The organism is Coprococcus ammoniilyticus, assembly GCF_025567345.1.
GTDB classification, from domain to species: Bacteria; Bacillota; Clostridia; order Lachnospirales; family Lachnospiraceae; genus Coprococcus; species Coprococcus ammoniilyticus.
Genome location: NZ_JAOQJS010000001.1, coordinates 51616 through 76886 on the forward strand (window position 1 = coordinate 51616; position 25271 = coordinate 76886).

General features: G+C 43.0%; 18 protein-coding genes. 1 reads left to right on the plus strand and 17 read right to left on the minus strand.

The features are described 5' to 3' along the window. Positions 1 to 210: 210 nt before the first annotated feature. The 17 genes from OCV60_RS00210 to OCV60_RS00290 all read right to left on the minus strand — a co-directional run bounded on the left by OCV60_RS00210 (position 211) and on the right by OCV60_RS00290 (position 24004). Complete coding sequence (locus OCV60_RS00210) at positions 211 to 1599, minus strand: DUF5702 domain-containing protein (RefSeq protein ID WP_021943397.1); 1389 nt, start codon at positions 1597 to 1599, stop codon at positions 211 to 213. Positions 1600 to 1617: 18 nt separating this feature from the next. After that, positions 1618 to 1788 carry a Flp1 family type IVb pilin gene (locus tag OCV60_RS00215; RefSeq protein WP_117784748.1) on the minus strand — a complete coding sequence of 57 codons (171 nt, stop codon included), beginning with the start codon at positions 1786 to 1788 and terminating at the stop codon, positions 1618 to 1620. Positions 1789 to 1845: 57 nt separating this feature from the next. Further along, complete coding sequence (locus tag OCV60_RS00220) at positions 1846 to 3162, minus strand: type II secretion system F family protein (RefSeq protein ID WP_262528899.1); 1317 nt, start codon at positions 3160 to 3162, stop codon at positions 1846 to 1848. A 3-nt stretch (positions 3163 to 3165) separates the two neighbouring features. Then, complete coding sequence (locus OCV60_RS00225) at positions 3166 to 3909, minus strand: type II secretion system F family protein (protein ID WP_117784696.1); 744 nt, start codon at positions 3907 to 3909, stop codon at positions 3166 to 3168. A gap of 18 nt (positions 3910 to 3927) precedes the next feature. After that, on the minus strand, positions 3928 to 5088 hold the full coding sequence (locus tag OCV60_RS00230) for a CpaF family protein (protein ID WP_117784695.1): 1161 nt from the start codon (positions 5086 to 5088) through the stop codon (positions 3928 to 3930). A 50-nt stretch (positions 5089 to 5138) separates the two neighbouring features. Continuing rightward, the gene (locus OCV60_RS00235; RefSeq protein ID WP_021943392.1) at positions 5139 to 6098 is read right to left on the minus strand and encodes a P-loop NTPase family protein; all 960 of its coding nucleotides are present in this window, start codon (positions 6096 to 6098) and stop codon (positions 5139 to 5141) included. A gap of 34 nt (positions 6099 to 6132) precedes the next feature. Beyond that, on the minus strand, positions 6133 to 6645 hold the full coding sequence (locus OCV60_RS00240) for an A24 family peptidase (RefSeq protein WP_021943391.1): 513 nt from the start codon (positions 6643 to 6645) through the stop codon (positions 6133 to 6135). A gap of 259 nt (positions 6646 to 6904) precedes the next feature. Continuing rightward, the gene (locus OCV60_RS00245) at positions 6905 to 7645 is read right to left on the minus strand and encodes a hypothetical protein (RefSeq protein WP_117784694.1); all 741 of its coding nucleotides are present in this window, start codon (positions 7643 to 7645) and stop codon (positions 6905 to 6907) included. A 20-nt stretch (positions 7646 to 7665) separates the two neighbouring features. Next, entirely contained in the window at positions 7666 to 9417 is a 1752-nt protein-coding gene (locus OCV60_RS00250; RefSeq protein WP_117784693.1) for an ATP-binding protein, read from the minus strand. A gap of 301 nt (positions 9418 to 9718) precedes the next feature. Next, positions 9719 to 12910, minus strand: a complete 3192-nt coding sequence (locus OCV60_RS00255; RefSeq protein WP_117784692.1) for a GtrA family protein — start codon at positions 12908 to 12910, stop codon at positions 9719 to 9721. 77 nt (positions 12911 to 12987) lie between these two features. Next, positions 12988 to 15297 carry a glycoside hydrolase family 9 protein gene (locus tag OCV60_RS00260; protein ID WP_262528908.1) on the minus strand — a complete coding sequence of 770 codons (2310 nt, stop codon included), beginning with the start codon at positions 15295 to 15297 and terminating at the stop codon, positions 12988 to 12990. A 123-nt stretch (positions 15298 to 15420) separates the two neighbouring features. Continuing rightward, a complete protein-coding gene (gene hisA / locus OCV60_RS00265) occupies positions 15421 to 16197 on the minus strand; it encodes a phosphoribosylformimino-5-aminoimidazole carboxamide ribotide isomerase (RefSeq protein WP_021944007.1) in 777 nt (258 codons plus the stop codon). Between the two features lie 202 nt (positions 16198 to 16399). After that, on the minus strand, positions 16400 to 17122 hold the full coding sequence (locus OCV60_RS00270) for a ComF family protein (protein ID WP_262528912.1): 723 nt from the start codon (positions 17120 to 17122) through the stop codon (positions 16400 to 16402). A gap of 81 nt (positions 17123 to 17203) precedes the next feature. After that, positions 17204 to 19453 (minus strand): SF1B family DNA helicase RecD2, encoded by a 2250-nt coding sequence (recD2, locus tag OCV60_RS00275; protein WP_186847284.1) that lies wholly within the window; start codon positions 19451 to 19453, stop codon positions 17204 to 17206. 15 nt (positions 19454 to 19468) lie between these two features. Then, on the minus strand, positions 19469 to 20461 hold the full coding sequence (mreB, locus tag OCV60_RS00280) for a rod shape-determining protein (RefSeq protein ID WP_021944010.1): 993 nt from the start codon (positions 20459 to 20461) through the stop codon (positions 19469 to 19471). 24 nt (positions 20462 to 20485) lie between these two features. Next, a complete protein-coding gene (locus OCV60_RS00285; RefSeq protein WP_173789211.1) occupies positions 20486 to 22975 on the minus strand; it encodes a PAS domain-containing protein in 2490 nt (829 codons plus the stop codon). A gap of 99 nt (positions 22976 to 23074) precedes the next feature. Next, on the minus strand, positions 23075 to 24004 hold the full coding sequence (locus tag OCV60_RS00290; RefSeq protein WP_118675510.1) for a hypothetical protein: 930 nt from the start codon (positions 24002 to 24004) through the stop codon (positions 23075 to 23077). A 267-nt stretch (positions 24005 to 24271) separates the two neighbouring features. Here OCV60_RS00290 and OCV60_RS00295 point away from each other — a divergent pair, with 267 nt between their 5' ends. Then, complete coding sequence (locus OCV60_RS00295; protein WP_021944013.1) at positions 24272 to 24967, plus strand: hypothetical protein; 696 nt, start codon at positions 24272 to 24274, stop codon at positions 24965 to 24967. Positions 24968 to 25271 lie beyond the last annotated feature (304 nt).

Sequence of the window (25271 nt, forward strand, 5' to 3'; positions counted from 1 at the left end):
GAAAGAAAGGAATGGTCTTATACACTCTCTTACCATACTGTCTGCTCAAATGTTTTCTGTTCAGGTCTTGGAGAGACGGAGAAATACTTTTGATTTTATTATTTTTGGAAATGGAATATGCCACCGCATGGATAATAGACTGCAGCCAAAATATATAATAAGAGAGCATATAACACCATCCTTTCCATCTGATATTTCTATGTTTTATATTTAATAAACCGCACTGACCGAAGTTGCATACGACCGTTTTCCTTTTGTAATATCAATATCGATCGTAAATGCATCCACACAGTTTGTAATAAGAAATCCATCCTGGACAAGTGCAGTATTTAATTGGATCAGATCACACATCCGATAGTACATTCTGTTATTCTTCTCTGCTAATAACAGCATCAGAAACGCTTCATAATCCAGTCCTTTTTCTGTCTGACCGGATGCCGGCTCTACACTGGTGAGATTCCCTATATGCGCAAGATCCAGCTTCCAGTCTGCTGCCTTCTTGATCAGGGGAATCTTTCCTCCCGCCAACAATGTTCGTATCTCAAGTATCGTTTCTCCATAGGAAAAACAGGCTGCAAGCAGATATTTTGCTGCTCCATATGTAATGCCCGGTACAAGTGCAAGTGTCGCTGCCATACTGCTTATTTCCGCCATTTTCTCTGCATCCGATAACAGTACCGCCATATTAACCGGAAGTCTGTGAAGTATGATCTGGTTTACAACACAGGTCAGATTATCATAGTCATTGTCCTTCCCTGCGATCAGATATTCCACTTCACACTGGAATACGCAATTATCCAGCTCCGCGTCCGTAACATTTTTAAAGCACTCCATCGCGTAAAGAATCCCATTGATATCCGTGCCTAATTCCGATTTTCCTGTCCCACGAACCTTTCCAAGCTCTGCTTCCAACCGGTCAATATCCGAAAAAGAAGTGTCCATGCTCTCCTGAACATTTTCCTTTCCACATGCAGTCGATGGTACATCCTGCATGGATACTTTCGTTTGTGATACAGATTTTCCGGATGGAAGAACGAGCTGTAGCAATCCGATCCCAAGCTCCTGTTCCAACAGTTTTCTGGGATCCTCTCCCTGCCAGTTACCTTCCTGTTCTGTTTCCTCGCTCTTTCCATTCCGTATCTCCTCTGCTACCTCTTCGGCATCCGCATTGTCATATGCCAGATCTTCGCTTATCGTTTCCAGTGCCTTTGTTTCCAAATACAGCGTCATATATTCCTCTATCTGTTTTTTTAAGTCATAGCAATCATCAGCAACCACCGTTCTCACATCTGTCAGGCAGGCATCCTCTACAGCAAATCCATAGCCGGAGAGTGTATAGTCCATATAATCAGATACCCGTTCCTCCAGCATACCTTCACCATAACCCATATAGCTTTTATCCAGTAATAACAGGTGATACCGATCAAATATCCGGGACTGGTACTCTGCCTGTATATGGAGGGATGCACCACGGGCAGCTTCTGCCACCCGTGCCCTGTTCATGTAGATTCCTGTAATCTCAACTGCTGCCAGAAATAATCCCAGCAGGCTGACCAGCACCAGACTTAAAAATACTGTAATCTGTCCGTTATTTTTCAAATCTGCAGAGTCTCCTTACTAATAAATCTTCTTCGCACTCTTACCGATCGAGGTCCAGATCTTGTTCACAAGACTTGTAATCTTCTCCTGAAAGATAAGTACCATGGCGATCAATACAACTGTGATCAAAAGGATCTCTACAACTCCCATTCCACTTTCATCTAATAAAAAATTCTTCACATTTCTCATACTCTTTATTGTCAGCAATGACTATTCCACTGCCGTTTCCTCCTTCTTTTTGTTCTTTTAAAATCCCAGCAATGCCGGGGCTATCACTATGATCATTACAATTCCTAACTGAAGAATCATCGGAAATAAAAGCTTTGTTCCCGCCTCTTCTCCTTTTCGTTTTGCCAGCTCCTTTTTTAACTGCAATGCAGCAGCCTCTTCTTCTGCCAACAGATTCAGGATATCCCTTGTCCCTTTTTTGATATTCTGTGACAAAAGAGTAAATATCTTCTGATAAACCGGAAGGGCCAGTCGGTTGCTCAGCCGGTAATAGCCTTCTGTTTCCGGAATTCCCGACTGTATCTCATTCAATGTATAATTCAGCTCCTCTGCCAGAACCGGACTGTCACTTTGCACCACAGCTCTGCTCAGAGACCCCTTCACCGTTAATCCGGCTCCCATATAAAGGCTCATCAGATCCACAAAAGATGGGTACGCCATAAGCAGCTCCTCATTTCTCTTTTTCTCCTTCGTCCGTATATCCGAATATTCTTTATAGACGAGCAAAATACTGAATATCCCTCCAAGAACAAATACCAGTATCGGAAGCCGCATCGTACCGGTATGCTGCAGATGATATCCCGCAACTGTCTCCGGAAGAACCAATGATGAAGTATCTGACTTACGCTGTAGCATATCTAACGCCTCCTGAATCGTCTCTATTGCCTTTTCCGTCTCATTCTTTTCCCTGCCTGCAACCTTTACAGGATAGTTTCTGGATGCCGAAAAATCTTCATAAGACAGAGTTGCCACCAGATTTACAAGAACCGGTTCATCCAGCCGATGATCAATGATCTCGCCTCGGTAATCAACAATATCGCTTTCATCTTCAATCTCCCATGAAACCCGGAGTCCCAGTTCATCAACAGAATCGATCAGCTCCAGATCCTCCGTAATATGATCTGCATTCTCGTTTGTTCCCAGATATACGGAATCAATGTAAGCAAATCCTTTATCAAAAGCCTCTTCTATGCTCTCCGCATCATAGGTCAACGGAAGCACATCCACAGATATCATCTGCTTTTCACCATTGATCTCTGTTTCCAACTGCGTGACTGTTTCATCTCCACCGTAGGATTCCCTGTTCAATACAATCGAAGCCTTTGTCCGATTCGTATATACTGCCAGACCAACGGATAAGACCAATGTTCCAAAAAATACCAGCAGACTGTTCGACAGGATTCGGCTACAATATTCCTCACATAACCGAGTGAGTTCATCCTCCGGTACAACATGGATCTTTCGCATCCGTTCCCGGATCGTTCTCATATTCAAAAACCTATGTATCTTCCGGTACAGAAAGCTGCCAACCGGTCTTTTTAATTCTCTCTTCATCCATCACACTCCAATATTGATCAGTTTTCTGCTCCAGAAATATGAAATAATTCCTGCCAGCAGACATAATGTCATCACGATCCGACCTGCCACTCCTTCATATAAAATACAGATATAACTCTGGTTCACCATACGAAGATATCCAATGATCAGAAAAGGAATGACCAGCATGATCCGCTGTTCATACCGTTTTGCTGCGATCATAGTCGCAATCTCCATTTCCACTTCTACCTTTCGGGCAATTCCAGCCGCAGTCGTTTTCATGATCTGTACCATATTGCCGCCTGTCCTTTTTGCCACAGCAACCAATTGGGAAAAATTATGGATCTCGCGGATACCGGAGCGTTCTCCAAAATCCGCAAGAACATCTTCTATGTTCTTATGTAAGCGGATCTCATGCATGATCACTACAAGCTCCCGGACGATCAGCGCATCTTTTCCGTATGTCCGTGTCAGCTCCTCATGTGCTGCTATAAAAGCATTCTCAAATGAATATCCGACACTGAGACTGGCGGCAAGTGCCTGCACCATATCCTTAAACTGAAAATATAATTCCTGCTGCCTCCTCTTCCTTTTGTATTCTTCAAACAACCTTCGCACATATACACCCGCGGGCAGCATCAGAATCAGCGGAAGAAATGAATCATAAAATATAATGCATACCACTGCTGCCGCAACCAGATATCCCATTCCAAAAACAATGTTTTCCATCAAAGATAACCGGTATCGTGTATAATCTGTTTTCACATCCTGGCCCCTCCTTTCCTATTCCAGCCCTGCCCGTTTCAATTTCTCCTTGTTCTGCAAAGCTGCCTTCTTTTTCAAATGTCCCTGAACGGTTTTCCTGCCTTTCTCTGCCTGTTCTTCAAATTCATAAAGTGACATCAACTGAACCTGTCCATTCTCTATTCCTGTTACTTCACAAATCTCTGTTACCTTTCTGGATCCATCCCGGAGTCTTCCCAGATGAATGATAATATCCACAGCCGAAGCAATCTGCCGCCTAACAGCTTCCATCGGAAGTTCTATTCCCATCAGCACCATAGATTCCAGCCTTGTGATCATGTCATATGCTGAGTTTGCATGGCCGGTCGAAAGACTTCCATCATGCCCGGTATTCATTGCTGTCAGCATATCGATCGCTGCCGAATCCCGGACTTCACCTACGATCACCCGGTCCGGCCGCATACGAAGACTTGCCTTGATCAAATCCCGTATCGTGATCGCATTTTCGCCTTCCACATTGGAATTTCTGGTTTCCATCCGTACCAGATTCTCCACATCACGCAGCTGCAGTTCTGCCGAATCCTCGATCGTGATGATCCGTTCGGTCTTTGGTATATAATCCGACAGCGCATTCAAGAATGTCGTCTTTCCTGCTCCCGTTCCTCCTGATACAAATATGTTGTATCTTGCCTTTACCAGCAGCTTCAGGAATCCGGCAGCTTCCTCATCTAAAGCCCCAAGTTCAATCAGCCTTTCCATCGTCATTTTCTCTTTTGGGAACTTACGGATCGTCATGGTCGGTCCATCAAGGGCGACCGGTGGCAGCACTACATTCACTCTGGAACCATCCGGCAGTCTGGCATCTACGATCGGGACTGCTTCGTTCACTAAGCGGTTACATCCGGCTACGATCTGCTGAATAATCGATGCCAGACGATCTTCGCTCTCAAAGCTCTGGGAAAAGGACTGAATACGTCCATCTTTCTCTACAAAGATCTGATCGTACCCATTGATCATGATCTCCGTTATGCTGTCATCCTCTAACAAATCTGATAGCACATCCATCCGTCTGACCGCATTGAACAATTCCCTTCTCAACCGAATCCGTCCTTCCAGACTGACATATCCGATATCCGGATGTTCCAGAAGCGATCGGTCGATCAGTTCCAGAACCTTCTCATCTATGATCTCCTGAGACATATCCAGTTCTTCCAGAACGTGCTCTTTTAATTTCTTTCTGTCCTCTGGGCTTATATCCCCACCAGCCTTCCCGCCAATTGCATCATCTCCGCACTGTCATATGCATGATCCGGTACAACGACCTGCTGCATCCGCATGACTACCTTCTGTAATTCCTGTTTCTCCAACAATCTTTGAAATGCCGCAACCTTTTCTTCTGCATACCCGCCATCCAGAACCGGAACAAATACATGATCGAACTCACCAAGTATCGTAATATCTCCAAGCACGCTGCCATCAATATCAAATACGATCGTTGTGTATCGTCCATATGCAATCAGCTTCTTTATGAACCAACTCACATCCGACCGGTTCAGTTCTCTGATATCCAGATATACTTCCGGTGACGCGATCATGCTAATCCCTCCTTCCACAACCACACTTTTATCCAGATATTCAAAAATCTGCCCTGATTGTATTCGGATCAAATATGCAAGCTCAGACATACCACAAGTCTTATCCGTTACTGTCTCCGAAGTTTCCTGCTTCCTTTCTCCATATGCTTCCATCCCGATATACAGCCCACCACGTACCTCGTCCATCAGGCAGATGCTTTTTGCCAGTCTGGTCTTACCCGACCTGCCGATTGGGGAAATAACTGCATAAGTCGCAAATAACTCCCATTTTCCTTCTGCCTCCTCCGCTTTTATGATCCGCAACACCCGCTTCAGTATTTCTTCCACACTCAGATACCGGTAAATTGCTTCTTTCTCCATCTTATCCGGTGCCTGCTCCGCCAGCTTGATCGTACAAATATTTTTTCCTTCTGGAAGTCCTACGATCACAGGCATCATGCTTTCTTCATACAACAGCGCATCTAATGTGTGCTCCTTCAGATAATTTTCCAATCGTTCTTCTGTCGAAAATGCCATTGCGAAGAATGGATTTCTTTTATCTGCATTAATGTAATTCATCAACCCGATCACATAGTTTGATTCCATTCCAACTATGCCAAGTTTTAACTGCCGCACTTTTTCCTCCTTTCCCAGCTTCTTTCTTCAAATATCAACCCCATTGGCAATACAACAGACATCCCAGTAATATTGCCATGGAAAAATGGATCTTATTCCTTCGGTGCCGTCTTCGTCTTCGATGCTTCAGCCATGGGATCCATACATTCTTTACCATATACAGCAAAGACAAAACCCCACCAAACAGAAACGAATACAGAACGATCCGCCAGACCTCCATTCCGATAAATGCACCAAGGGCTGCAAACAGCTTGATATCTCCGGCTCCCAGGAATCCAAATTGATACAGAAGGAACAGCAATGCAATCGGAAGGACAATACCAAGTACCACCTGTATGCCTCCCATTCTCCAGCCCTCTCTCTGGATCGTCACGAATATCCCGGTTTCCATCCCGATCAATACCAGCCAGTTCGGAATCCTCCATGTCTTGAAATCCAGAACTACTGCTGCACTTACCAACAGGATCATTAATGTCTTCTCAAAAACAAACGCTGTATCACTCTCCTTTTTTTCATTTTTCTGATGTCCTGCCATCAGCGTATCCATACGTTACCATCCCGAAAAAACATTGTAAATACGCAGAAAATAAACTAATTTTTACCATTCTTAACTTGACACAATCATTTAATATCTGTCAGTTTTGCACACATTTATCTATCCCTTTTCAGGCAACAAAAAAAGACCTGCCGTAACAGATCTTTTTCTGATTCTTATGTAATTTCTGAAGTTTGTGCTTCTTTTTGTCATATACGCATTTTGCAGATATTTATCTGGATTTTTGCATTTCTCTGACCTTATGCACTCACTACTGGGATACTTCTTCATTCTGCGGAACCGCTTCCGGCTGGGATGTCGGTGCAACTGCAGGTACGGATTCCTGTACAGGCCCTGCCTGTGGAGCAGGTGCAGGATTCTGCTGTGGTGGCATCTCATTCATCTGTGGTGCCATACCCTGTGGTGGCATTCCGTTCATCTGTGGTGCCATACCCTGTGGCGGCATTCCGTTCATCTGTGGATTATACATGCCCTGCTGTGGCATTCCATTCATCTGTGGTACCATACCCTGTGGTGGCATTCCGTTCATCTGTGGTGCCATGCCCTGTGGCGGCATTCCGTTCATCTGTGGATTGTAGCCTTGTGGTGGCATTCCATTCATCTGTGGATTGTACATACCCTGTGGTGGCATTCCGTTCATCTGCGGATTATACATACCCTGTGGTGGTGTCTGCTGATACTGATTGCCACTGTTCATGATACGGTGTTCCTGTTCTTCTACTTCTCTGTATTCCTTCTCCAGAGCTGCAATATTCTCTAATCCCTTTGCAGCACTGTCAAACAGATGCTTGATCTCCTCCGGTGCCTCTTCCTTGTTCAGGTTGTAATAATATCTTCCGATCTCTGTATAGATTCTGTCAAGATTGGAATTCTCAGATGAGATCTTGCCTTTTATCTTTGTCTTCTGTGCAGCACACTTTGTGCTGTCAACTGCCTGATTAGCTAATGACTTTGTCTTTTCAAATGCATTCTGAAAAAAATTACCTGCCATTGTCAAATGACCTCCTTATGTTAATCATCAATATATTTGTTCAATGTCTCAACAACATCGTTCAGATTATATGGTTTTGCTATGTAATCATCCAGTTTATTCTCAAGAATACGTTCCTTATCACCAAACATGGCTCTTGCTGTTACTGCGATAATTGGAAGTCTCTTTCTCTTCTCTTTCTGCTCGATCTCACGGATCTCCTGTGTAGCTGCGATACCATCCATAACAGGCATCTGTACATCAAATAACGCTGCATCGTAAATCTTCTGCTTGAAGAGTTCAACTGCTTTCTGACCATTCTCTGCAATATCGTAAGAGAAGCCTGCCATACCAAGTAACTTACCGATTACCTGCTGATTAACCGGTTCATCCTCAGCTACAAGGATTCTTGCCTTGCTGTGTGCATTGATTGAGAATACAGCCGGTTCTTCTTCCTGCTCAATCTCTACTGATGCATCATCCGATGCCTTTACAACCTTCATAGGTACTTCTACGATGAACGTAGAACCAATGTCTTCCTTACTCTGAACCTGAATGTTGCCACCCATCAGTTCAACGATCTGCTTTGTGATTACAAGGCCAAGGCCGGATCCACCATATCTTCTTGTATCAGAAGAATCAACCTGGCTGAAACGGATAAACAGCTTGCTCATGTTAGCCTCTGAAATACCAATACCGGTATCTGCAACTGCCATACGGATCTTAACCTTATTTTCCCCTTCCATATCCATGGATGCGATCTTAACACGTACACTTCCCTCTGACGTAAACTTGATCGCGTTTGATAACAGGCAGTTTAATACCTGCTGAATTCTCTGTCCATCGCCCTTTACCAGCTTTGGAATATTGTTTCCAAATGAACAGTCGAGCTGTAACCCCTTATTATTTGCAAGTGGTACCTGAGCAGCAACCGTCTCCTCGATCGCCTGTTTGATATCAAATGTTTCTTCTTTGATCTTGTACTTTCCTGCTTCCAGCTTACTGATATCAAGGATATCATTGATCAGTCGGAGCAGTGTATCCGCACAGTTCTTTGCAGTTACAAGGTTATCTCTGTAATCTGCCTGAAGATCATCAGCCATCAGTGTAAGCTGGAGCATACCCAGAATACCATTGATAGGTGTACGGATCTCATGGCTCATATTTGCAAGGAACTCAGCCTGTGTCTTATAGGCTGCATTCGCATCAACAATTGCCTTGGACAATTTGTTCTCTGTATCTTTCTGATCTGTGATATCAATAACCACCATGTTAATGTAATCTGCTTCTGACTTATACATTACGGTGTTAAATACCTTCTGAAGAGATTCCATTGTGATCTCAACATCCATCAGATCTCCTTCTTTTGTTCCGGAGTTATTATATGCCGTAAACCAGGCGTTGATATCCTGAAGAACCTCGATCTTGCTTTCTTTCAGGTTCTTGCCGGTGTAATCACTGACATCCAGCTTGAAATACTCACCAAAGATCTCGTTTGCATCTACGATCTGATAACTGACACCATTTACAGGATCATCTATGATCTTTGCCTGTGCAAAACCGATCGGCAGGTTCATAAATAACTTTTTATATTTATCTCCCTTTCCGCCACTTCCACTCGTACCGTCACCACAGACGATGAATACTCCTCCAAATGTTACAACTGCAGCAAGTATTCCAACGATCAGAGCACCCACTCCTACACCTGCAACACCTAAGATACCTGCCAGAAGACCAAGTACCGCACCGGCTGCTGCGACCGGTTTCCAACCCAACTCCTTAATTTTCTCCATTGATGCACCTCTATTTCTACTTTTTTGAATCTAATACTTTGACTCCACATGTTATTATATTATAAATGAATGTTAAGGTCAACGAGATGATAAAAAAACCTATAGATTTTTCATAAAATCTATAGGCCTTTTTTGATATTTTTTACTAGATATAACTAATGATCTGCTTACACTATCTCCAGGAATCTGGCAGATATAAACAAATTTCAAGGTTCCATATGCCATGTTTTTTATATATGTTATACATCTGTCAATTCCCAGTTCATAAAAGTGTACGCATTATGGTTGTACTGCCTGTTCTTTATTTTGGATCATCATCAAATACATCCTTCAGGATCTCATCTACATGCTTATAATAATCATCATCTAAAGCCTCCGGTTCTGTCTGCTCCACCGCTTCATCTACTGACAGGCTCCGGTCGTCCGGTTCTGGCAGATCACTTGTTGCATCCGACTCCGTTTCATTTATGCCGGCACTCTGTGTTCTGCGTTTTCTCCTGCCTGATGCGTTCTCCACCTTCCGGTTCTGAAACTGTCTTCTTCCACACAGGAAGCCAAACAGCAGCCAGCATGCAAAGGTAAAGATCAGTCCGAGTTTCAGACCCGGTGGAAAATATTTGAATTCGATCACATGGTCACCCGCGGCAAGCTTCAATGCAATAAATGCATTTCCAACCTTGTCAATCTCATATTTTTCGCCATCGACATATGCTGTCCATCCGGCATCATATGGGATCGATGTGAACAGCAGTCCCGGATATGAGATCGTAATATAACCCTTCACATATCCATCTTCCATCTTTCCGATAAGAAGCTGCTGGCTCTGCAGGATATCATATGCCTGAAGGAAGGATTCCCAGTTCATATCTGCAACGATCAGCCGGGCAGTTCCTGTATTTGCCTGGGTATCGCGGAAACAATACTCAACCGTTACCTTCTGTCCCTTTACCAGATGTCCGACATGATAGGTCTGATTCTGAAGTCTTTCATAATTCTTCTCTTCATTGTCAATATAGATACGAACCTTGTTGATACCGGAGCAATTCGCCATGATATAAATATCATTCGTCTCATCCGTAATATCAAAGCTCAACTGGAAGTTACAGGTGCTGCTATCAGTACGCTTGTATGAATAATACTCACTCAGATCTCCCTGACGCGTTACTTCACAGTTATCACTGTATGTGGATACCTCCGGATATAATTCAGAGAATACTCCCGGCACACCGGTAGACAGCTTCACAAACTGGTTCAGCGTCTCAAACATATTTCCGATATCGCCATCATAATCCAACAGATCATTATTGACCATATAACCAAGGCTCAATGCATACGGATTCTCGTATAACCGTATACCATCCACCTCATTTACATAATTCACATCAAAATAATTATACTCGCCATCCCTCTGAAGCAGATATTTTATACCAAGCAGGGAATTGGATACTGTATTTCCACCATCAAACAGAAACTCATTTGCTCCTGTGTAATATCCCAAATCATGCATCATATCAACCAGATCTGCAGATACTGTCGATCCAAACAGACAGACGCTTTTCAGATTATAAAAGGTCGGTTCGTCTACGATCTTTGTATTCATCATCTCTACCCGGTATGGCTTATCCTTGCAGTCCAGATAATCAATTGCATTCCGGATCTCCGATTCCAGACCAAAATACTGACTGATATCTACATAACCATTGCTGTCATATCCCTTAATTCCATTGATCGTTGTCTCAACCAGACAGACAATCAGAAGCACATAGGATATGATCCGTTTCCACATACCCTTCGTCAATGTGAAGCCGACCATGCATACTGCGTATGCTGTTATAAAGATCTCTGTCCATAACAAGGTTTCCTTTTCCAGTGTACACTTCTTTGTCGCCAGGATCAGGAATGCATATCCACAGGCAATCCCAAGCATAACTGACAGGATATCCTTCTTCTGAAGCTTCATCAGCACTTCACAACACATGGCAAGTAGCAGGAAAATGAACAGAAATGAAAAACGATTCGGGATTCCATACTGATCATGGAAGCCATGCCAGATATAATTCAAAAGCTGGTTGTTAAAGCTTGCAAATATAACTACAAGTATGATCACATTTTTAACCTTATCCCACAGCTTGATCCTACGGTTCAGCAGATATACAAACAGCAGAACAAAACAGATCGTTCCACAGTATATATTCAGCCCGCCGTCAAATTGCTGGTTCTTGATCGGCTTTGTCAGATAAAAAAGCTGTTTGATCTGATCCCAGATGCTTCCATACCATTCTGCTTTCGGAAATACACGGTTTGCCGAAGCGGTTGTATTCAGTCCAAGGTACGCCGGGATCAGAAGAAATGCTGCCATTCCGGCCGCCAATAAGGAACAGCCCGCTAAACGGAAACCATCCGTAAAGAATTTCTTTATGCTCTTATGATTGGTCAACAGGAATTCCATAACGAGGAAAATACAGATCATGAAACAAATATAATAATTACACATCAATCCATAGAACAGGGACAGCACATATAACTTATAATTCCCGGTTTCTGTCATCCGTTCAAAGCCCGCCATAATAAGCGGAAGGATCAGGATGCAATCCATCCACATTAAGTTCCAGGAATAACCAATAATATAATTGCTTAATGCATATGCCGTTGAAAAGATCAGAATCACTGCCTGATATTTCCCCTGTTCCTCACATTTTTCCCGCATATAATAAGCAAATGACATACCGGATAAAATGATCTTGATTCCGATAAACAAGCTCATCGCAATATAGATATGCTCCTGCTTGAACAATACCACAAGGAAATTGATCGGGCAGGCAATATAATAGGCAATGATCGACAACATATTGCTTCCAAGACCGATATCCCAGGTATAAAACAGACTTCCTTCATTTTGAAGCTTATCATAATAATCAGAAAAAAACGGAAGGTACTGATGCAGGCTGTCCACCATGGTCAGACTGTTCCCGCCAAATGGTCCGATCTTTTCTGCTATCCATACTCCCAGCAGGAAACAAGCCGGAAGCAGTCCGGCAAGAAGAATAATATAGTTTTTCTTCATAAACAACCGTATAGACAGCTTTTTTTTCTTAAAGACGAAACATTTGCCAAATACATAATTGATCACAACTACAAAGAACTGAATAATGATCTTGGATAAGAATTCATTACAGCGGAAGGAATCACATAACAGATTCGTTCCAACTACTTCGACCAGCATGGCAAGAAGCCTGGTTCCGACAAAGGATATAAATTCCCGGCTTAAAGTCACGGCATCCTTCTTACTACTCTCCGTAAATACAAAAAACTTATTTGCAAAAAATGCAAACAGGATCGCCAGCGATATCGCTATGACATTCGCTCCGCTTCTGGATAAGCCGGTGAACATCCGCAGAAGATAAAATGAAACGATATTTACAACTGTCGTGGCTCCACCCGCTATTACATATCTTACAATCTCTTTTTTTAATAACTTCTTTATTGTGTCCATAACTATAACTCTCTTATATCAGTGCAGCCGAACAGATACCCCTGCCGGCTGCATGTTCATGTGTGTGCATTCTTTTTTTATTTTGTATTACCCAGACCTGACAGCAGATAGATCAATGGAGAATTCCAGTAGATTGTTATCTCATTACAGGAAAATGACTGTGCATTGTCTGCATAGCGGCTCTCCGGTGCTTTGCCCAGAAGAACAGCCTTCGCATATGGATCTTCCAGATTACTGTCTGCTCCGCCAACTAACATACCCGGCATTGCTACATCTAATACCTGAGATGGTCTGTGGTGTGGATGAAGCGGAGTTCTTGTACCAAAGCCTGTTACATAACAATAGCCGACTGCATTTCTTCCAAGCAGGTAATCTCTCTGATAGGAAGCATATTTTACATAGTCTGCATCTGGCTTCAGCTTGTTTGCCATCAGAAGTAACATTCCCTTATTTGCAATGTTCATATTACTTCCCCATGCAAATGTCTTAGTTGGTGATACCCATACGCCAAAACCATTGTCTTTGATCTGTTCTACCGTCTTATCTACTTCATTGAAGAACAGTTCGTTTGCCTTAGCTGAACCGCCGTCATACTTAATATAATCGTACAGGGCATAATATCCGACATCTGCCCATCCAAGTCCGTAGTTTACAATATCGTCGCCCTCAATGATCGCATCGACTGCTTTCTTATAGGAATCATCTCCGGTTGCTGCATACAATTCTACTGCTGCCCAGATTGCTTCATCACGGAAAATGGTATCCGGATATTCACCTGTTACAATATCATCCGGATTGGAGAATCCGTGCGCATCCATGTTGCCACTCAGATATTCGTATGCTTTCTTTGATGCTTCCAGACATTTTGCTGCAAAATCTGCATCGTATTCTTTATACAGAACAGACGCCTTTGCCATAACAGCTGTAAAATCTCCGGTGGCTGTATTTGAGATCGGACATGCGATCAACTGTGCCGTTTCTTTCTCCGGCATAACTGTCTCAGGAAATACATCACAGGTTACCTTGTGATATACACCACCATTGTCATCCTGCATTTTAAGCATCCAGTCCAGTTCATATCTTGCTTCATCTAAGATATCCGGAACACCGTTTCCGCTTTCCGGAATACCAATATCATCTGCCTTGTATTCATTATCCTCGTATGTCATAAACAGATCCTGTACCGTCTTGGCACCGGATACAACATAACGGCCATAATCTCCGGCATCATGCCAGCCGCCTGTCACATCGATCTTCTTATCAGTCCCGTATACAACCGCTTCTCCTGTATGGCAGGCAGGATGTGCAAATTCGCCTGCAATGCTGCTGTCAAGTTCTACTCCACAACGCTGGTTATACAGCATCAGTACAACATCCTTATACAGGTCACCATAGATATCATCACCGATCTTGAACTCTGCGGATTCTTCTCCATCATCTGTCTTGATCTTATAGGTTCCTGCATCCTTTACGGATGAGAAATCTGCCTGCTTGCAGAACATCTCTGATGGTGGATCGTAGGTAGCTTCTTCCGGCAGATCTGCTGAATATACGGACTTGTTTGATGTTACATCTATTACTTCAAATGACTTTGCATTTTTTCCGATCACAGTAGCAACCTTGGAATCGCCGGTCAGATAACCAACCTGGTTCACATTGATAGCCATAGGATCCGGTGTTGCTTCTACCTGCTGTGCGCCGGAGGCATCAACTGCCTCTAATAAGATATTATCAAAATAAATATTATGCTCTGCTTCGTCTCCGGTCATACCTTCCTGCTTTCCCATATTAAAGCAAAGACGAGGTGCAGGATCGGAATCCTCTTCCATCGTAAACTGTGCTGTAATGTGCTGCGTCTCCGGTCCGATCGTGATCACATCACTGGTATATGCATGATAATCTCCGCCATTGATCTGTAATCTCCATTCGATCGTACGCTCAATATCGCATCTTACATCAAAGGAATATTCATAAACGCATCCCTGATACAGACGAAAGCCATCGTAATAGATCTGGTTTGCATAATCCGCACTTCCTGTCTTTTTGATGTTGATGTGAAGCTCTCCATCCTCATTGGTCATTTCTTCATTTCCACCATTCGTATAGGTGTGGAAACCATCCGTATCCTTATCATCAAAATTGATATTGATGACTTTATCACCATCTGAAACACCCAGTGCCTCTGTTGTTGGCTCCTCTGTTTCCTCTTCGGTTGCCTTCTCCGTTGTCGTTTCTTCTTCCTCAGTGGACTCGGCTTCTGTCGTAACCTCTGTCGTCTCAGCGGTCGTTCCATCTGCATCTTTCTTTGTACCACTGCAGCCTGCAAGCAGTGACATGGTCATCGCGGCAGTCAGACAAAGAACAGCAACTTTTTTCATTTTTCTCATGTTTTATTATCCCTCCATATTTTCTTTATGTACGATACCTTCTCAACTGTACATATATTTATAACACGTCGCCTCCCGGCTCCATATGTCTTTCACTTTTATACCATAACAATTAGCCAGCTCTTACTGCTCCGGATATCGCACGACATCCTGATACCGCATATGTCCGCCAAAGATATCAAGTGCACTTCCGATTGTAAAATCAACCCGGTTTCTGCCAAGCAGCTTCAGTTTATCCAGATCCTCAAAGGACGCGATCCCGCCTGCATAGGTCACAGGGATCCTGCCCCAGTTTCCAAGCAGCTCGGCAATATGTGTCTCGATTCCGGACGCCTTACCTTCCACATCCACCGCATGGATCAAATATTCATCGCAGTAACCGGCAAGCATATCCAGTGTTCCTTCTGTCATTTTTACCTTTGTGAACTTCTGCCAGCGATCTGTCACGATATAATAACCATCCTCGCATCGTCTGCAGCTCAGATCCAGTACCAGATGATTCTTGCCAACTGCCCGTCGGATGGCTTCCAGATTGTCATAGTTGATCTCTCCATTTTTAAATACATACGATGTAACAATCACATGAGATGCCCCCATGTCAAGAAACCGTCCGGCATTTTCCGCATTGATACCGCCACCGATCTGCAAGCCTCCCGGATATTCCGTAAGTGCCAGCTCTGCCTGATAGCAATCCTCCTCATAATACTCGCTTCCCGCCGGATTCAACAGGATAATATGTCCACCCTGTATACCCGCATCCTTATACATCCGGGCAAATGCTGCGCCATCGTACTCAGATACAAAATTCTCTTTTGCAGCATTTCCTTCATCCTGAAGGCTGCTGCCAACGATCTGTTTCACTTTTCCATTATGTATATCGATGCATGGACGAAATCTCATATTTTCTCCCAGGCAATATGCCTTTTTTCATTTTTATATCGTTACAATGTCTGCAAATACAAAGTGTCCGCAGACATTGTTTATTCTAACACAGAACCTTCTATAATCCAAGTGTCATATAAAAACCTGCGGCAGTTGTCCATTTCATGCAGACTCAGATCATGACTCATAACTTACACAAATAGAAAAGGCCGATGCAAGCTCATCGACCTTCTCCTATACATATCACTCCGACATAGACCTGTTCCACGCCAGCCTCCTGTAATGCTTCTGTACATGCCTGCACTGTCGCACCTGTCGTATAAATATCATCTATTAATAAGACCGTCTTCCATTCCGCCGGAAGTGTCCGGACCTCTAATGCCTGTTTTATATTATTTGCACGTTCAAGCGGTGATAATTCCTTCTGTGGTGTCGTATCCGACACACGGAGCAGATGTCCGTTATCTACCGGAATATCCAGTCTCCGTCCTACCACATCTGCCAACAGCTCCGCCTGATTATATCCCCGTTTCCGTAATTTACTTCTGTGAACCGGTACGGGCAAAATGATCTGAAGCCGTTCTGCAAGTCCCGCTTTCCGGATCCGTTCTGCAACAAGACTTCCATAATATTCCACATATTCCCGTTTATTGTGATATTTGATCGCGAGCACACTGGATGCGACCGGTTCCACATACCGGAAGACCGGATATGCCCGTTCAAAACTCCGGATATGCGTCCTGCAGTCTGCACAGTATTCCAACTCCTCGTCATCCAGACTTTTTCCACATTTCATACATGTGGGTTCTGTCACATATGGCAGCAACTCATGTTTTCCGCAGATTCCTTTTGCACCATACGGCATAACCTCATCACAGATCGGGCATCGTCTTGGAAATACCAGATCTATCATTGCCCGGTTCCATTTGTTCTGTATCTGCATATATAGCCCCCTTTATTGCTTTTCCTGTTATATCATGTGCTTCGCACATTCAATGCATTCGGAAATTATCCCTCTCCTGATTTATGCCAGTTCTACCAGTCGTTCTGCAAATGTCGTATACCGCTTCTGTTCGTCGATATTATCGATCATCGTCTTAACCAGACCTATATTGCCTACGATCACAACACCCTTTCTTGCCCTTGTAACTGCCGTATAGAGCAGATTCCTGTTCAGCAGCTTTGCCGGACCTGTAAGAAGCGGAATCACCACGACCGGATACTCACTTCCCTGTGATTTGTGTATTGTGATAGCATATGCATGTTCCAGTTCATCAAGCTGGGAGTAAAGGTAATCTACCAATCTTCCATCATCATATTCGACAACAATCTTCTGATCAAACTCATCAATCTCTTTTACAAAACCGACATCCCCATTGAATACACCTACCCCCTCTTCCTTCACGAAGCGTCCTTTTGCATCCATGATCTTCCATTCCAGCTTGTAATTGTTCTTGATCTGCATGACCTTGTCGCCCTTACGGAATACAACGTCATTTTTCTCTTTCTCCGGTATACTTCTGTTCGGTGGGTTTAGGATCTCCTGCAGCCGTTTATTCAGATTCTCAACACCCAACTCATACTTCCGCATCGGAGTAAGCACCTGAATGTTCATCGGATCGACCTGGAAGAACCCAGGCAGACTGTCTAAGATCAGATGTTTCAATTCTGCGATAATATCCTGTGATCCCTGTCTTGGTATGTAGAAGAAATCCCGGCTTTTATTATTGATCGCAAGCTGTTTTCCCGCATTGATCAGATGGGCGTTCGTGATAATGTCACTGTTCTCGCCCTGTCGGAATATCTTATCCAACACTGTTACGGAAAATACTTCCGAACGAATGATGTCCTTTAATACATTTCCCGGTCCGACAGATGGAAGCTGGTTGGAATCCCCTACCAGCACCAGTCTGGTTCCCGGCATGATCGCCTGCAGTAAACTGTAAAACAGGCTGCTGTCTACCATCGACATCTCATCTATGATAATTACATCCGCTTCTAACGGATTGTTTGAATTTCTTGCAAATGTATAGGTGGAACTGTTTCCTTCTTCATCAATCCCGCCACCGGACAGTTCCAGAAGCCGGTGGATCGTCTGTGCCGTATATCCGGTTGCCTCGGTGATCCTCTTTGCCGCGCGTCCGGTCGGTGCTGCAAGCAACAGTTCCAGATTCAATTTCTCAAACATCTTGATCATGGCATTGATCGTTGTTGTTTTACCCGTACCCGGTCCACCTGTGATCACTGCCACGCCGTTATTGACTGCATTCTTGATCGCAAGTTTCTGCTTTTCTTCCAGTGTAATCTTCTCTACTTCCTCGATCTGTGCAAGCATCTTATCCAGTGGACGATCCTCTGATGTAAAATCCAGATCGATATCTGACAATATTCTTGCTGAATTCAGCTCAATATAATAATTTACCGCAGCATAGACCGCAATTACAGCTCCGTCAAGCTCCTTTACGATCGCCTTGCCTGCCATCTGAAGCTCTATAATCTGGCTTCCGATCTCATTTTCCAGTTCTTCATTATATGGCACATTGTCATCCACCAGAAGTGAATACGTCTTTGCCACCAGCATCTGCTTTGGAAGATACATATGTCCAAGCTGGCTCGCATTTAACAATGTATATAACAATGCTGCCCTGATACGAAAATCCGAATCACTGCTGATCCCCATTCGTTCAGCGATCTCATCCGCCGTCTTAAAACCGACACCACTGATATCCTCAGCGATCTTATATGGATTTGACCGGATGATTTTATACATCTCCTGACCGTATTCATTGAAGATCTTCACTGCCAGATTGATCGATATTCCATATCCGGTCAGAAAAATGATCGCATCCTGCATCTCTTTCTTTTCATTATAAGAGACTGCGATCTCTCTTGCTTTCCGCTCCGAGATACCCTTGACCTCTGCCAGTCGTTCCGGCTCTTCTTCAATGATACGCAGAGAATCCATCTTGAATTTCTTTACGATACGTTTTGCAAGTGCCTCACCGACACCTTTAATGATACCAGAACCCAGATATCGTTCTACACTTACCATATCGTCCGGCATCTTGATTTCATAGGATGTAAATTTGAATTGGAGATCATACTGGGGATGATTGACATATTCCCCTTCTGCAGATATGTAGATTCCTTCACTGATACCGTGAAGGGTTCCGACAAAAATGTCTTCGCCGTCTTCACCTTCTACAGTGAAAACGGCGTAGCCATTGTCGTCATTTTTATAGATAACTTTTTCAACATAACCTTCTTTTATCACAACAAGTCTCCTGCGTTACTCTGTCTTACTGTTGAGTAATTCGATATATTTTCCTGTTCCGATAGCAACTGCACGAAGTGGATCTTCTGCAGTCATGGTTGTAATTCCTGTTTTTTCTTCCAGAAGCTCTTCCAGTCCGTGGAGCAATGCTCCACCACCGGTCAATACGATACCTCTGTCCGCAATGTCTGCTGCCAGCTCAGGAGGTGTCCGTTCCAGAACGGAATGAACGGCTTCACAGATCTGGGATGCAGGCTCACGCAGCGCTTCTTCTGTCTCATCTGATGTTACTGTTACTGTCTTTGGAAGTCCGGTTACCAGATTCCTGCCACGGATATCCAGTGTGATGTTCTCCGGTCTTCTGAAACAGGTTCCGATCTTGATCTTAATCTCCTCTGCGGTTCTCTCACCGATCAGAAGATTGTGCTTCTTTCTCATAAAACGCACGATTGCTTCATCAAAATCATCTCCGGCAACCTTAATGGAAGCACTTACAACCGGGCCGCCAAGGGAAATAACGGCAATATCTGAAGTTCCGCCACCGATATCGACGATCATATTACCACATGGTCTGTAGATATCAATTCCTGCACCGATTGCTGCTGCCACCGGTTCTTCTATAATCGATACATCTCTTGCACCTGCTGCATAAGTTGCATCTTCTACTGCTTTCTTCTCCACCTCCGTTACCTGCGAAGGCACACATACACTGATACGTGGACGTCTTCCAAAGTAACTTCTTCCCACTGCTTTCTGGACAAAATACTTTAACATCTTTTCTGTTATTGTATAGTCTGATATAACGCCCTGACGAAGTGGGCGGATCGCTACGATATTTCCCGGTGTTCTTCCAAGCATCAGTCTGGCTTCTTCACCGATCGCTACTATTTTATTTGTATCTCTGTCATAGGCAACTACGGACGGCTCTTTTAATACAACGCCCTTGCCTTTTACATATACCAATATACTGGCGGTACCTAAATCTATACCGATATCTGAACTTGCCATGATTGGTCCCCTTTCTGGTTACTGTTAATCCTGTACATCCCTTAATATTACAAGAGATGCCTTTCTTCCGTCAAGCCATTTCATGCTGACTTCGGATAAATCCATGATCTTATCGAACTGTCTGATATAACTTCTCCAGCTCACTTCTTTCCGTTCGGTCAAAAATGGCTTCTGCACCGTTGACACACCTTTAAATGTATCATTCAGATCACGGATCAGTGTCTTACTGTCTTTTCCTGTAAAATCATATCCGAGCATATCGTTTAACGGCTGATTGGAGAACAATACCTCTCCGGTCTCTTCATCACGGATAAAGATGCCGATCTTGATATGGTTATAAGTATCTACCAGAAGCTTATTTACCATTCGAATGTTGCCATCACCCTCTATTCTGGCAAGGATACCCTGAATGACGTTTCGAATATCCTTCGAGAATTCAATATCATCCTCTGACCATATCTTATCTGTATGATTGTTCGCCATAACAATACAACCGCTGATGATATTATTGATCTCTATGCTGAGTGCGACAAAACTCGTTACACCGATCTGCTCCATATTGCTCTGGAAGTTCTTAAAGTCATGGTTCTTATCTGCTACAATGCAGTCGTAAGAACGTTCCTTGCTGTGTGCAAAGAATTTCTTGCCCCGCTGCCATTCTTCCACATATTCTTCTGCAGACATGCTCTTTTCTCTTGACCAGATATGACTGCACATATACTCTTGATCTTCGTTCAGGGAATAGATCGCCATAACATCGATTCCCAGATAATCACTGGTTCTTTCCAAAATATTGCTGATCGTCTTATTATCATCACTGTCCATGGAACTGAGTGCTTCTGTCAGAATCTTCTGTCTCTGGATCTTCTCTTCTAACAACATCTCAACAGATTTGCTCCGTTCTGCTTCTTTGGACAGGACCTTGTCATTATATGCATATTCTGAGAAGATATTGCACATATTCCACTGGATCTTATAGACCTTCTTCATCTTTGTAACATCTGCTGTATCATATCCGCACAGGATCCAGGTTGCAATGTGTTTCTCTCCGATCTTAATCGGGGCTCCGCAGATAATACTTCCATCTATACCGTCATCCATCTCCATAATGACCGGAACATTGTTCTGAAGGATCACCTCATTTAACTTCACAATGATACTCTTATACTGAGGTTTTTCAAAAAGATCATAAAAGCTTCCCATATGCAGAGACGGTCCTGCCGGTTCTACAAGCTGATCTCCCGCCGGAGATACAACCGTTGAATATAGCCCGCTTAAGCTTGCAAATGCTTTTACAATACTGTTCCATTTGTCTTTATCGATACTCTCGCTCGTATATTCATTCTCATCTACATTCGTGTTCATAATGTAAGAAAGCTTGTCTTCATACTCTTTCTTAGCCTCCTCTACACTGTTCTGCAGCTTCTTGTTCTCTGTAATATCTGTTATAAAGAACTCAATCGTATAAGAAGAATCCCCTGCCTGTGTGATACTGTTCTGGGAACGAACCCATCTGACATTTCCATAATCATCTACGATACGATACTCGTCCTCATAATCGGATCCACCACTCTTTAACACATTCTTCGCATTCTGAATAACTCTTGCGCGATCCTGTGGATGAATATAGTCTTCTGTCAGTTTATTTCCCGCCATAAGCGCATCCACATTCATTCCAAGTAACCTGGCATTCGGTGTAATGTATTTCAATGTGCTATGTCCTCTGCTAATGGATTTTACCATCACAAGACTCTTGATTTTGTTCATAACAGATAATATATATTCACCTTTTTCCCCATCATAGGACTGCTTTTTTTCTTTTACAAATAATAATTCAATGCCATCAGCACATCCATCCGGCGACTTTACGATGTGACAGTTCAGCATCATAGTAGTGATTGCACTCTCTGCCGATACAAAACGTACCTTCATCTCAAAATCCGTATGTCCTGTATTCTCCGCCTTATAGAGATTCCCGATCAGAATATCATAGTCATTCTTAACTATAATATCGCGAATCCCTACTGCTCCACTGTAAAAGTCACCTTCTTTATATCCGAATTCCGTTATATTCTTTGTTACATAACGAGTCTGCCATCTGCTGTCCGGCTTGTAGAGATACAGTGCCAGAATGCCCGCATGGTTAATGATACGTTCCAGACTCATACTTCCGATTGCTACATCAGAGCGCAGTTCAAACAGTACCATATATGCCTTTTTCCCGTTATATTCAAACTGATTGACAAATCCACTTACAACCAGTCTTTTTTTCTTATTTATATTCAGAAGAAGCCGATGCCAGATAATCGTTTTCTTCTCATTTAAAATTGGCCAAAACTCATCACTGGACATAAACTTATCCGGCTCCATCGTGATCGAATCGATCTGGTTTCCAACCAGTTTTACTGCCGCATTATTGATACTTAAAACTTCTCCATCCTCGCAGAATACAACTGCGGGATATTCAATATGACTCAGAAAATCTGAATAATTGCTGATTTTGCCTATCTCCAAATGTATCCCTCTTTTCTCTTATGTAACCCCATAGACACATAAAACTTTTCCATGTCAGCCATAGAAAAGTTTCATGTATGTTAAATATCGCTGTTAATATTATTCCTCTGTTTTGTCGTCTTCCGTTCCGGCAGCTTCTTTATCATCCTCGGATGACACCATTGAAGTTGCTTCACTCTTCAGACCTGTAAATGCCTTATCTGCAATATCCTTTGTTACACAACATGCATCTACAACACCATCTAAGGCAGCCAGAAGTTCTCCCATATATTTGCTGACTGCATCACATTCCTTCTTTACATTCTTTCTGAGAACGTATGCTTCGCTGGTCGCTTTGTTTGTAATAGCTTCTGCTTCCTTCTGTGCATTTTCCTTCTGGGTTCTGCACTCATAATCTGTCTTTGCACTTAAAGCTTCTGCAGCTTCATGTGCTTTATTTCTTGTACGCTCGCTGTCGTTGTAAGCCTGCTCCTTCAGACTTGCGCAGGTTGCTTCCGTCTCATCATACATCTGCTTGCACTTTGCATTTGTCTCTGTCTCAAGTGCATTGCAACGATCGGTTGTATCCTTCTCCATTGCTTCACACTTTGCAGTCATCTCTGCATGCTGCGCATCACACTCTTTATTCGTCTGGGCAATCAGCGCATCTGCGCTCTCTCTTGCCTCTAAGAGTGTTCTTGAAATGGATTCATATCTTCCTGCGGATTCGAATTCCTTCTGCTTATAAGCGTTTACCTGCTCCTTCAGAGATTCAATCTCGCTTTCATATTCTGCATTCTTTGCCTTTAAGCCATCAATTGTCTTATTTGACTCTGTCAGGTTTACTTCTCTCATAGTCTTAAGGCTTAATACGGCTTCGCTGAGCTTGTTTACATTTGCCTTTAACTCATTGACTTCCTTTTCATGATCAGCCTTTAACTCTTCAATATAATAATCAACTGAATTCTTATCATATCCACCAAATGTTACTGTCTTAAATGATGCTTCTGTCTTTACTTCTTCCTCATCAAAATTATTGTCTTTTGCCACGATGATCCCTCCAAAATAATCTATTATTTAAGCATCTTCCTGTCGTCAGGGCAATCATTGCGCCTGCCATCGTCATCTATTTCTGTGTGTTATACTTATGCATTCCAGTACAGATGCTCATTTTCTGTAAGCACTAATTGAAATGATTATAACACACCCTTATAGTTTTGCACAATTATTTTTTCTTAATTTAGTTACAAAGCACATATTTTGTGCTATATTGGACAAGGAAATCAAACCGAACTATTAGGAGGAATTTTTATTACTATGAAACACACAAGAAAATGCCTGACCACTGCATTTATGATCCTGATCTGTCTTTTTGCTTTTACCGGCTGTGGTCAGAAAAAAGTTACCGCATACCAATCGTATGTAAAAAATCTTCTCGATGTTAATTATAAAGGTGATTACACCAATTATGTGAAACAGAATAAAGGAAATGAAACCGATGCACTTGCACTGTATCAGGACTGCCTTTCCAATCTCGCAAACCAATTGATCACACATTATAATCTGAATACCAACCAGTCTGTTGAAGTAAACCAGACTTTTACCACTGTTGCTGCCGCTATTTACAATGATGCACGATATGAAGTATCGGAAAGCTATAAAGAAAACGGGGACTACTATGTGGATGTAACCATATATCCACTGGCAATCCTTGACCAGTCCTACGATGAAATTATTGCTTATATTGAAGCCTTTAATAAAGACGTAGACGACGGTGTCTATAATGACGTTAAGAAAGAGGAATATGATAAAAAGTTTGCAAACGGTATTGCATCGATCCTTTCTTCTCATACCGAAAAACCACAGTACAAGGATCCTGTAGTCATCAAGGCACTTATCAACGATGACGGTGAATACTACAGCATCTCATCCGACAGCCTGAAGGAGATCGACCAGGCAATGATCGCCACTGAGACCGCTGACGCTACGGAAGCCGACACTTCCGAGGAATAAACGGGCGAAAGACAACAGCACCAATTTTTCATCTAAAAAAAGAACAATACCCTTTCACTACGCAGAACACTCTCGTTCTATTTCTCACGTAGCGGTACTAAACTCCCACCTAACGGTGGTTCGTTAAGGACCGACGTTCGTAACCGAGACCTTAGCGAGGCTCGCCGAGGTTAGTTCGAAGTTATACAGAGTAAAAAGGTCTGCTACATGAAAGATATTGTTCTTTTTTCTATCTATACATACTACACGCTGTTGTCTTTCTGCCTATTGATAAAATACTTACAGAATAGTTATATGAAAAGGC

Excerpts from the sequence above, each read along its gene's own strand:
- mreB (WP_021944010.1), bottom strand. The coding sequence starts at position 20,461 with ATGGCAAGTTCAGATATCGGTATAGATTTAGGTACCGCCAGTATATTG.
- OCV60_RS00260 (WP_262528908.1), bottom strand. The coding sequence starts at position 15,297 with ATGAGAAAAATGAAAAAAGTTGCTGTTCTTTGTCTGACTGCCGCGATG.
- OCV60_RS00240 (WP_021943391.1), bottom strand. The coding sequence starts at position 6,645 with ATGGATACGCTGATGGCAGGACATCAGAAAAATGAAAAAAAGGAGAGT.
- OCV60_RS00255 (WP_117784692.1), bottom strand. The coding sequence starts at position 12,910 with ATGGACACAATAAAGAAGTTATTAAAAAAAGAGATTGTAAGATATGTA.
- OCV60_RS00245 (WP_117784694.1), bottom strand. The coding sequence starts at position 7,645 with ATGGCAGGTAATTTTTTTCAGAATGCATTTGAAAAGACAAAGTCATTA.
- OCV60_RS00270 (WP_262528912.1), bottom strand. The coding sequence starts at position 17,122 with ATGCAGATACAGAACAAATGGAACCGGGCAATGATAGATCTGGTATTT.
- OCV60_RS00230 (WP_117784695.1), bottom strand. The coding sequence starts at position 5,088 with ATGTCTCAGGAGATCATAGATGAGAAGGTTCTGGAACTGATCGACCGA.
- hisA (WP_021944007.1), bottom strand. The coding sequence starts at position 16,197 with ATGAGATTTCGTCCATGCATCGATATACATAATGGAAAAGTGAAACAG.
- OCV60_RS00215 (WP_117784748.1), bottom strand. The coding sequence starts at position 1,788 with ATGAGAAATGTGAAGAATTTTTTATTAGATGAAAGTGGAATGGGAGTT.
- OCV60_RS00220 (WP_262528899.1), bottom strand. The coding sequence starts at position 3,162 with ATGAAGAGAGAATTAAAAAGACCGGTTGGCAGCTTTCTGTACCGGAAG.
- OCV60_RS00295 (WP_021944013.1), top strand. The coding sequence starts at position 24,272 with ATGAAACACACAAGAAAATGCCTGACCACTGCATTTATGATCCTGATC.
- OCV60_RS00250 (WP_117784693.1), bottom strand. The coding sequence starts at position 9,417 with ATGGAGAAAATTAAGGAGTTGGGTTGGAAACCGGTCGCAGCAGCCGGT.